This window comes from Microbacterium testaceum, assembly GCF_003075375.1.
Taxonomy (GTDB): domain Bacteria; phylum Actinomycetota; class Actinomycetes; order Actinomycetales; family Microbacteriaceae; genus Microbacterium; species Microbacterium testaceum_E.
Window position 1 is genome coordinate 1 of the sequence record NZ_QDFT01000062.1, and the last position, 10,268, is coordinate 10,268.

The 10,268-nt window shown below is 72.5% G+C and carries 6 protein-coding genes; all 6 read left to right on the forward strand.

The genetic code is table 11. The features are described from left to right. On the forward strand, positions 1 to 370 hold a 370-nt coding region (locus tag DC432_RS16535), incomplete at its 5' end, for a hypothetical protein (RefSeq protein WP_116538534.1). Positions 371 to 441: 71 nt separating this feature from the next. Then, positions 442 to 1,104, forward strand: a complete 663-nt coding sequence (locus DC432_RS14940; protein ID WP_116538535.1) for a spermidine/putrescine ABC transporter substrate-binding protein — start codon at positions 442 to 444, stop codon at positions 1,102 to 1,104. 103 nt (positions 1,105 to 1,207) lie between these two features. Then, on the forward strand, positions 1,208 to 2,344 hold the full coding sequence (locus DC432_RS14945) for a serine/threonine-protein kinase (protein ID WP_116538536.1): 1,137 nt from the start codon (positions 1,208 to 1,210) through the stop codon (positions 2,342 to 2,344). Beyond that, complete coding sequence (locus DC432_RS14950) at positions 2,341 to 8,286, forward strand: Ig-like domain-containing protein (protein WP_116538537.1); 5,946 nt, start codon at positions 2,341 to 2,343, stop codon at positions 8,284 to 8,286. The genes DC432_RS14945 and DC432_RS14950 overlap by 4 nt, the downstream gene beginning before the upstream one ends. A gap of 50 nt (positions 8,287 to 8,336) precedes the next feature. Continuing rightward, on the forward strand, positions 8,337 to 9,302 hold the full coding sequence (locus DC432_RS14955) for an AAA family ATPase (RefSeq protein WP_116538538.1): 966 nt from the start codon (positions 8,337 to 8,339) through the stop codon (positions 9,300 to 9,302). Positions 9,303 to 9,348: 46 nt separating this feature from the next. Then, positions 9,349 to 10,268 (forward strand): DUF58 domain-containing protein (locus DC432_RS14960; RefSeq protein WP_347707131.1); only part of this gene is annotated, 920 nt, incomplete at its 3' end.

Below are 10,268 nucleotides of genomic sequence, written 5' to 3' on the forward strand. Positions count from 1 at the left end.
GGGCACCGAGCTGGCCGAGGMCGCCGGGCTCGGCGCCGTGCCCGGCGTCCTCGGCCAGCTCGGTGCCCTCGGCGCGTTCGCGGGCGTGCTGTGGTGGGGATTGCGGGCTGATCCGCCGGGCTACCTCACGGCCGTGCCGTGCGCGATCGGGGCCTACGTGGGCGAGGTCGTCGGCATCGTCGTCGGGGCCCTCGTCAGCGGAGCCGACCTGGCCCGCGGGGTGGCCGCGGCGGGCAGCGTCGCCCTCGGCTTCGCCGGTCCGGTCGTCGCGCTGGCCGGTTTGGCCGCCGGTCTTATCGGGGTCTTCCTCGTGCGCTCGCGCTCGCGCGGTCCGCGCTGGCGCTGGGAGGACGACGACGACGAGCCGTGAGCGCGGCCCGCGACGTGCCGATGCGTGCCGGCATCCCCGTCTTCCCGGGCGTGTCGAGCTAGCGTAGAGGGGTGGAGCGGTCGCTCGAGAGCCAGGTCGGTCAGGCGGTGGACGCCTGGCTGCGGTGGTTGCCGCGCTGGGAACCCGCCCACCACCGCGGCCGCGTCGCCCCGTGCCGCCGATGCTTCGGCTCGCCCGTGCTCTCGGCCGCGGGGCTCGGCGCCGACGTCCCCCACGGGGTGCAGCACGGCCTGTCGACCCGGGTGAAGGGCATCGTGGACCATGCCGTGGCCGACTACACGGCCCGGAACCTGCCCACCCTGCAGGCGGAGCTCGACCAGCAGGCCGAGCGGAATCGCCGTCGTTCCTACCGCCCGTCCGAGGGTCTCGAGCCGGAGTTCGAGGGGATGCCTCTCGACCCCGACCCCGAGCCCGGAGCGCCCTTCCTGTTCACCCTCTCGGGCCTCGCGGCCGAGGAGGACGCCGCGATCCCCGCCCTTCCCCCTCTGACGGATGCCGCGAAGGCGGCTCTGCGGCAGGAGGTGGGCCTCGCCGACGACTACGCCAATATGATCGGCCGCGAGATCTGCACCGTTCTGCTGCACCACCGCCTGCGTATCCAGGCGGCGGTCGCCGAGTACGTGGAACCGCAGATCGCCGCTCTGCTCGACGACCTCACCCGTTCCCTCGACGCGCCCTTCGATCCGCGCGAGGCGGAGCCGCCGGCATCCTGAACCCCGGGTCCACAGGCGAGCGGTGGCGTCAGGGGCTTTTGTTAGCATCGGGGGGTTGTCCGCACGTCGTGTCGCGGACGCGTCGTCCGAGGGAGGGGGCTCGATGCCGCAGCGGCTTCCGTCGTCGCCGCCCATCCTGCCCGGGTTGGCGTACATCCGGCCCCTCGGATCGGGCGGTTTCGCCGACGTCTTCCTCTACGGGCAGGACATGCCCCGCCGCGACGTCGCGGTCAAGGTGCTCCCGAGCGACGTGCGCGACCCCGACCTGCTGCGCATGTTCAACGCCGAGGCCGACGTGCTCGCGCACCTGTCCGCCCACCCCTCGATCGTCACGGTCTATCAGGCGGGGATCTCGGCCGACGGCAGACCGTACATCGTGATGGAGTTCTGCCCCGGGTCGCTCGCGCAGCGGTATCGCGTCGAACGCATCCCCGTGGCCGAGGTGCTCTCGATCGGCGTGCGCATGGCGGGAGCGCTCGAGTCCGCTCACCACGCCGGGTTGATCCACCGCGACGTCAAACCCAGCAACATCCTCGTCACCACCTTCGGGGCGCCCGTGCTCGCCGACTTCGGCATCTCGTCATCGCTCGTGCGCCAGGGCGCCGACGAGATGCTCGCGATGTCGGTGCCGTGGAGCGCGCCCGAGGTGGTGGCCGAGCAGACCGCCGGCACCGTCGCCAGCGAGGTGTGGAGCCTGGGCGCCACCGTGTACTCGCTGCTGGCGGGGCAGAGTCCCTTCGAGCGTCGCGAGAAGGGGCAGAACTCGCGCGAGCAGTTGCGACGACGCATCGCCCGGGCCTCGTACACCGACATCTCCCGCGCCGACGTCCCTCCCGCTCTGCAGAGCGTGCTGGCGACGGCGATGTCACGCGATCCCGCCCAGCGCTACGCCAGCGCCCGAGCGTTCGGCGAGGCCCTGCAGGCGGTGCAGACCGAGACCGGTCTCGCGGCCACCCCGCTCGAGGTCCCCGCGGCCGAATGGGCCCCCGCCGCGCGTGCCGTCGACTTCGCCGACGGCACCCTGCGCGGTCCCGCCCGCTCGCGCATCGAGCGCGACGGCGCCCGCAAGCTGCGCAACCCCTCCGGTATGGCCGGGTACGCCCGCGACGAAGACACCGACATCGCGGCCCCGGTGGCCGGCGGGTCGCGCGTCCTGCCCTGGGTGCTCGCCTCGGCGACGGTCGTCACAGCGGGCGCGGTGGTCGTGGCCGCCCTCTTCGCGACGGGGGTGCTGCGATGAAGCGCCGCACCGTCGCGGGTCTCGCGGCGAGCCTCGTGACCGCGGCCCTCGTCGTCACCGCGAGCGTCGTCTGGCCCGGGCTCGATGCGCAGCAGACGCCCGAGGTCGACACCTCGGTCTGGGCGCTGCAGACCGGTGACGGCCAACGCTACGCCCGCGTCAACACCACCGTGGGCGAGCTCGACACCGTACGCACGGCGGGCAACCCCAGCGAGGTCGCCCAGGGCAGCGACGGGGCGTACCTCTTCACCGACAGCTTCAGCAAGCTCACGCGCATCGACGAGGCGCAGCCGATCGATCTGCAGCAGGAGCAGCTCGAGGCCGCCCCCGACACCCCGCCGGGCACCACGTCCGTCGCCACGGCGGGCGACTACGCCGTCTACCGCACCGACACGGGCACCCTGTTCGCCACCCGGCTGAGCCGAGCGGGCCAGGCGGCGAGCGAGCTCGACCCCTTCGGCACGGCCGGCGATGACGACGTGCCGTCCTACACGGCCGACGCGATCGCCGTCGACGAGCGCGGCATGCTCTTCGCCTACTCGTCGGCCGACCGCTCCGTCATCCGCTACGACATCGAAACCGACGAACTGCGCGGGCGAGACGCCCTCGACGCCGACGTCGCCTCGCCCGCGCTCTCGGCCGCGGGCGACGACTGGGTGCTGGTCGACGCCGACGCCGGACGCGCGTGGGTGCGCGGCGAAGACCCGGTGACCATCGACACCGGCGACCAGGTCGTGGTGGGCGATGCCGACGCCGATGCCCGCGACGTGTACGTCGCCGACGACCAGTCGCTGTGGAGCATCCCGGTCGACGGGAGCGAGCCGCGCCGAGAGGTGGGTGGCGGCGGCAACGTCCTCGGTCAACCCGCCCGCCCCCTGACCCATCAGGGGGTCGCTTATGCCGCATGGCTGCTGCCCGGCGACTCACGGGGCACCCTGTGGCGCTCCGACAGCGGAGAGACCGGCCTCGATTACGGCGGGGCCACCATGCCCGACCAGCGGCGCCCCGTCTTCGTCGCGACCGAGCACGCCATCATCCTCAACGAGACGCGCACGGGGTGGGTGTGGACGGTCCCCGACGGAGCCCTCGTCGCGTCGAGCCAGAACTGGTCCCTCGACGACCGCACCGAACAGACCGCCGTGCAGAGCGAGGAGCAGCTCAGCGTCGTCCTCGACCCCAAGCCGCCCATCGCCGAACCCGACGCGTTCGGCGTGCGGCCGGGTCGGTTGACCACCCTTCCGGTCCTGCTCAACGACCACGACCCCAACGAGGACGTCCTCAGCATCGTCGCCGAGAGCGTCACGGGGCTCGACCCCGGCTTCGGCACGCTCTCGGTGACGGACTCCGGGCAGCGTCTCGCCGTGCGCGTCGCGCCGGGAGCCACGGGGTCGGCGACCTTCACCTACACCGTGACCGACGGCACGGCCGTCGACGGGCTGACGTCGGCCCCGACCACCGTCACCCTGACGGTCTCGGGCCCCGAGGCCAATGCCGCACCCGTCTGGTGCGGCGTCGAGAAGTGCCTGCAGCCCTGGCCGACCCCCGAGGTCGCCCGCGGCGGCACGGTCACCGTGCCGGTGCTCCCCGGGTGGGTGGACCCCGACGGCGATCCGCTGCTGCTGCTCTCGGTCGACAACCCCGGGGGAGTCGGCACGGTCGCCGCGACCCCGGGCGGCGACGTCGTCTACCAGCACGCCGACGACGGTTCCGGCGGCGAGCAGAACATCCAGCTCGACGTCACCGTCGCCGACACCCGCGGTGCGGTCACGAGCAAACCCCTCGTCATCCGCGTCGCCCCCGACCCCGGCCTGGCCGTGCAGTCCTTCGCGGCGATCGACACGGTCGGCTCCTCTCTCACGGTCGACGTCGGCCCCCACGTGACCGGTACCGCCGGCGACGTGTCGCTGACGTCGGTGCGCGTGCTCGACGACGCCGCGGCGACCGCGACGGTCGTCGGCGGCAGCACGACCTTCGACTTCTCCGCGCCGCAGCCGGGCGTCTACCGCGTCGACTTCACGGTCAACGGCGGGGGACGGGATGCCAACGGCACGGCCCGCATCACGATGCTCCCCGCCGATGCGCCGGCGCAGCTGTCGACCTCACCCGTCGTGGCGTTCGTCCGCCCGCAAGAGGATGCGACCCTCGACGTCTTCAGCGCCGTGTCCAACCCCACCGGACGAGTGCTGCTGCTCAGCGACGTCGCCGCCACGGCAGAGGACGGCGCCTCGCTCACGGTCGACACCGTCGGCCAGAACGACCTGCGCGTCTCGGGCAGCACGGCCGACGGGGCGGCCGGCCTGCTGGGCACCGTCGCCTACACCGTCTCGGACGGCACGGATGACGCCGGTTCGCGCGTCGGCGGCGAGGCCACCGTCTACCTCCTGCCCCCGGCCCCCGAGATCGCACCCATCGCGGTCGACGACACGGTCACCGTGCGTGCGGGCGCTCAGGTCGACATCCCCGTGCTCGACAACGACATCTCGCCCGCCGGCGGTCGCCCGACGCTCGACCCCTCCAGCGTCCAGGCCCTTCCGGCGAGCGACGCCCTGGCGTTCGCCTCGGGGGGCGTGCTGCGCTACCTGGCGCCCACCACGCCGGGCGCGTACGAGGTGACCTACCGGGTCTACACCACGGGGACGCCGGGCCTGTGGGACGAGGCGACCGTGCGCATCACGGTTCTCGGCGGCGACGCCAACCGCGCGCCCCTGCCCGACACGCTCGAGGGTCGCGTCCTCAGCGGCGGCACCACCTCGATCGACTTCCACGGCTTCGGCGTGGATCCCGACGGCGACGCCGTCACCCTCGATCGCATCGCCGCGCAGCCCGACCGGGGCACGGCATCCATCTCGCCCGACGGGTCCGCGATCCTCTACACCTCGATCCCCGGCGACCGCGGCCAGGTCTCCTTCCGCTACCGCGTCTCGGACCCGTCGGGAGCCACCGGCGAGGGTACGGTGCGCATCGGAGTCCTGGATGCCGAGGCCAATCCCAGTCCGATCACCTTCACCGACTACGTGCAGGTGCAGGCCGGCGCGGACCGCACCATCAGGGTCAGCCCCCTCGCGAACGACATCGACCCCACGCAGGGCCGGCTGAAGCTGACCGGGGTGCGCCCCGACCTGCCCGAGACGCTCGTCGACGGCAGCGACAACCCCGAGTACGCGCGTTTGAACGGCTTCGTCCAGACCGTCACCGACACGGGCGTCGTGCTGCGCGCGGGGGAGCAGCCGAGGACGATGTCCTTCCTGTACGACGTCGAATCCGACTCGGGCAACACGGGGCGCGGCCTCGTCGTCGTCAAGGTCGTCCGCGAGAACGTGCCGGACTACCCGGTCGTCACGGACACCGTGCTCACCGTCGAGAACCGGGACGACTTCGCCACCGGCGTCGACGTCATCGCGGGCCGGGCGACCTGGTCGGGCGGAGAGGTCGGCGACCTCGACGTATCCCTCTGGGGCGATCCGTCCGACCTCACGGTGGACGGCCGTCGCATCTCGGGCGCGTTGCCCAGCACGCGGCGCGTCATCCCCTTCGCCGTCACCGGTCGCCTCGGCGACGCCGTCGTGACCACCTACGCCTTCCTCCGCGTCCCCGGCGACGACGACCTCACCCTGGCGCTGCGTCCCGGTGCGGCTCAGCGCGTCGACGAGCTCGCCTCGGTGTCCTTCGACATGGCATCCCTCGTCGCCCTCCCGCGCCGCGCCACGCTCGAGGTGGGCACCGATGTCGCGGCCACCGGCGTACGGGCCGAGGGCCGGTGCTCGGTCGCCGGATCGGTCGTCACCTACGACGCCGGATCGGGCTCGCCCTACACCGACGCGTGCCGGGTTCCGGTCCGGGTGGCGGGCAGCGAGGAGTGGACGGTGCTGTCGGTGCCGATCGGCGTCGTGGCCCGCGATCCCCAGCCCGAGCTGCGCCCCGGGGCCCTCACGGTCGGCCCCGGCGAGACGGCGAGCTTCGACCTGCGCAACATGACCTCGTGGCAGCTCGGTCGCGAGGACTGGGCCGGCATCCGATACGCGATGGACTATTCCGGCGCGGCGTTCTCGGTGTCGCTCGACGGGTCCACCGTCACCGTCACGGGTAACGACCGCGCGGTTCCGGGAACCGAGAACGCCGCGGTCATCTCGGTCACCAGCCACAATTCCGTCGCGCCCGCCCGCCTCGTGCTGCGGGTGGGCTCGGCCCCATCGACCCTCCCGCAGGGCGGCACCACCTCGGCGCAGTGCTCTCAGGCGTCGGGATCGAGCTGCTCGATCGGTGTCGTCGGCGCCGGCGGCGAGGTCAACCCGCTGCCACGCACCCCGCTCGAAGTGGTCGCCGTGCGTCCGACCGCGAGCTGCGCGGGGGTCGACTTCTCGGTCGCCTCGACCTCGGGCGTCCTCGCGTCGTGGACCGACGACGCCCCCGGCGCGACCTGCAGCGCGAGCGTCACCCTGCGCGACGCGCAAGGCCGGACGACCGCGTCCACGCGCGACGCCCGGGTGGTGCTCGACCTGCTCGGTTACCCGAGGCCGCCCGCGAGCGTGCGTCAGACCGCGTTCGGCGACGGCACCGTGACCCTGCGGGTCGACCCGGGCGAGGCGCGTCGGGCGTACCCCGGTCTCTCGGGCTTCACCGTGCGGTCCGGCGGACAGGTCGTCGGCCAGTGCGCGGCCGACGGTACCTGCGCGCCGATCTCGGCACCCAACGGCGAGCAGCGCGAGTACGTCGTCACCGCCGTCAACAGCGTCGGCGAGTCCCGCAGCGCCGTCCGCACCACCGGATGGGCGTATCGGGCCCCGAACAAGCCCGGAGCCGTGACGTTCACCCCCGTGCAGACCAACGGCGAGGGCGGGGTCGCCGATCTCGTCATCACCGGCGTCGACAGCACCGAGACCGGGACCCTCGAGATCTCGAGCCCCGTCGGCGACAAGATCCAGGTCAACGTCGGACGCAACCAGGACACCGTGCAGGTGCGCCGCTTCACCGTGGGCTCCAATGCGTCCACGAGCATCACGGTCAAGCCCATCTCGCGCTTCTCGACGCCGCCGGGCCTCGGCGGCGCCGCGAACGGCAGCGAGCTGGTCGGCAGCGCGCACGGCGTGGGCGCCCCCACCAACCCGACGCTGACACTCACCTCGACCTCGAACGGCGACGGCACCGCCACGATCGACGCGCGCGCGACCGCCCAGCAGAACGGCACCGACAGCGAGGTGCGGTTCGACATCGTGCCCGAGGGGCGTTTCTGCAGTCCCAAGGCGGGCGGCGACGTGAAGCAGTTCCCCAAGGAGCGCGACGGCGAGACGTACCGGTACACGATGTGCGCCGAGTCGTTCTTCGACGGCCGATCGTTCGGCGCGGTGACCAAGACCGAGCAGGTCGACGCGTCCCAGAGCAAAGAGGCGCCCAAGGGGTACACGTTCACGGTCGGATCGCGCCCGAGCGTCAGCGAATCCGGCAAGCGAGCCGAATGGACGATCGACAAGATCAACCGGGGAGACGCCCCTCCCCGCCGCAACGACGTTCTGTACGAGGGCTGGAGCAACGAGAAGAGCACCGCCTTCGACCGCGACCCCGAGATCAAGGTTTACTTCAAGCACCAGGTGTGGGGAACCGAGTCTCAGCGCGGCGCGGTCACCCCCGCGAGCGGCAGCGCCCCCTACCAGGTGCAGGCGCGCTGGGATATCGGCGCGTGCGAGGCGGGCGGCACCCTGCGTGCCGATGGTTCGTCGGCGGGTGACCGCGCGACGTTCGCCTTCACCTACGACAACGTGCGCTACCGCGACAAGAACGGCGCGACCCTCGAGCGCAATCCCGACAACCCGCGCCTCGTCCCCGCCGGCGCGACCGCCGTCGAGAACATCGGCGTCAGCGTGGACTGGACGAAGCAGGGGTGGAACCTCGACAAGGCCACCTCGACGCTGTCCGGCACGTGCAAGCCGGGCACCCCGGCATCCTGAATCCCGCCCTTCCCCGCCCCACCCCGACAACGCCCTCGAAGGACTTCGACATGACGATCACCCAGGAGCAGGCCACCTGGTTCTCCCAGACCTTCTCGCAGATCGCCGACAACGTCGAGCGCGCGGTCCTCGGCAAGCGCCACGTCGTCGAGCTGGTGCTCACGGCGATGCTCAGCGACGGACACGTGCTGCTCGAGGACGTGCCGGGCACGGGCAAGACCTCGCTCGCCCGCGCGGTGGCCCAGTCGGTGCAGGGCACCAACACGCGCATCCAGTTCACGCCCGACCTGCTGCCCGGCGACATCACGGGCATCACCGTGTACGACCAGAAGACGGGCACGTTCGAGTTCCACACCGGGCCGATCTTCGCCAACATCGTGCTCGCCGATGAGATCAACCGCGCCAGTCCCAAGACGCAGTCGGCGCTGCTCGAGGTGATGGAAGAGGGCAAGGTCACCATCGACGGCGTCTCGCGCGAGGTCGGCGTGCCCTTCCTGGTGCTCGCCACCCAGAACCCCGTCGAGCAGGCCGGCACCTACCGTCTGCCCGAAGCGCAGCTCGACCGGTTCCTGCTGCGCACCTCGCTGGGTTATCCGGACCACGCGGCGACCGTGCGCATCCTCGACGGCGCGCCCGTCGCCACCGCCGAGCTGCGCCCCATCATCACGCCGCAGGCGATGGTGGGAATGGCCGACCTCGCGGCATCCGTCTACGTGGACGCTCTCGTCCTCGACTACATCGCGCGTCTCGTGGATGCCACCCGCACGGCCGACGAGGTGCGCCTCGGCGTGAGCATTCGGGGGGCGCTCGCGCTCACGCGCGCGACGCGCGCCCGGGCCGCGTCCCAGGGGCGCACGTACGCCACCCCCGACGACGTCAAGGCGCTCGCCGTCGCGGTGCTGTCGCACCGACTGATCCTGCACCCCGAAGCGGAGTTCGACGGCGTCACCCAAGAGGCCGTAATCGGCCAGGTGCTGCTCGACACCGCACCGCCCACGCAGCGCGAGAGCGCGTGAGCATGAAGCGTCGCTCGACGTCGCCACCGCCGCCGGGAGGTGCGCGGTGCCCGATGTGAACCTCACCGAGTCGCGCCTGACGCGCACCTCGGCCGGCACATTCCGCACCGGTTCGCGCACGTCCCTCACCTCGACCTCGGTGCGGCGGCAGCGCCGGATCGTGCGGGCGGTCGTCCGCCTCGCCGAGGCCTGGCGCGCGATCCGCGAGGCCGTGGTCGCCGCGGTGCGCTGGGCGGGCAGGACCGTTCGGCCCGCCGGGGCGGTCGTCACCGTCGCGGCGAGCGTCGGGCTGGTGTGCGGATTGCTCTTCGGGTGGGTGGAGTGGATGGTCGCGGGCAGCGCCGCGCTCCTGCTGCTCGCGATGAGCGTCCCGTTCCTCTTCGGCGCGCGCTCCTACGACGTCGACCTGGACCTCGCGCACGAGCGGGTCGTCGCGGGCACCGGCGTCACGGGCGAGATCGTCGTGCGCAACGACGGCTCCCGCGCCGCCCTTCCGGGGCGTCTGGACATCCCCGTCGGTCGGGGGCTGGTCGAGTTCGGGGTGCCGTTCCTGCGTCCCGGTGCCGTGACCACCGAGCCGCTGGTGATCCCGCCGCTCCCGCGCGGCGTCGTGCGCGTAGGGCCGGTCACCACGGTCCGCAGCGATCCCGTGGGCCTGCTCCGGCGCGAGCACGCCTTCGACGACGTGCACGATCTCTTCGTCCATCCGCGAACGGTCGTCCTTCCGTCGACCAGCGCGGGCCTCGTCCGCGACCTCGAGGGAAGCGCCACTCGCCGCCTGGTCGACGCCGACATGTCGTTCCACGCGATCCGCGAGTACGTCCCCGGCGATTCGCGGCGGCAGGTGCACTGGAAGTCGACGGCGAAGACCGGTCGGCTGATGGTGCGCCAGTACGAGGAGTCGCGTCGTTCCCGCATGGCGGTGGTGCTCGCCGCCGCCACCCCCGAGTACGCGGATSCTCGTAC

What these genes read in the sequence shown, in the direction of transcription:
- DC432_RS14950 (WP_116538537.1), top strand. Translation starts at nt 2,341, where the DNA reads ATGAAGCGCCGCACCGTCGCGGGTCTCGCGGCGAGCCTCGTGACCGCG.
- DC432_RS14955 (WP_116538538.1), top strand. Translation starts at nt 8,337, where the DNA reads ATGACGATCACCCAGGAGCAGGCCACCTGGTTCTCCCAGACCTTCTCG.
- DC432_RS14945 (WP_116538536.1), top strand. Translation starts at nt 1,208, where the DNA reads ATGCCGCAGCGGCTTCCGTCGTCGCCGCCCATCCTGCCCGGGTTGGCG.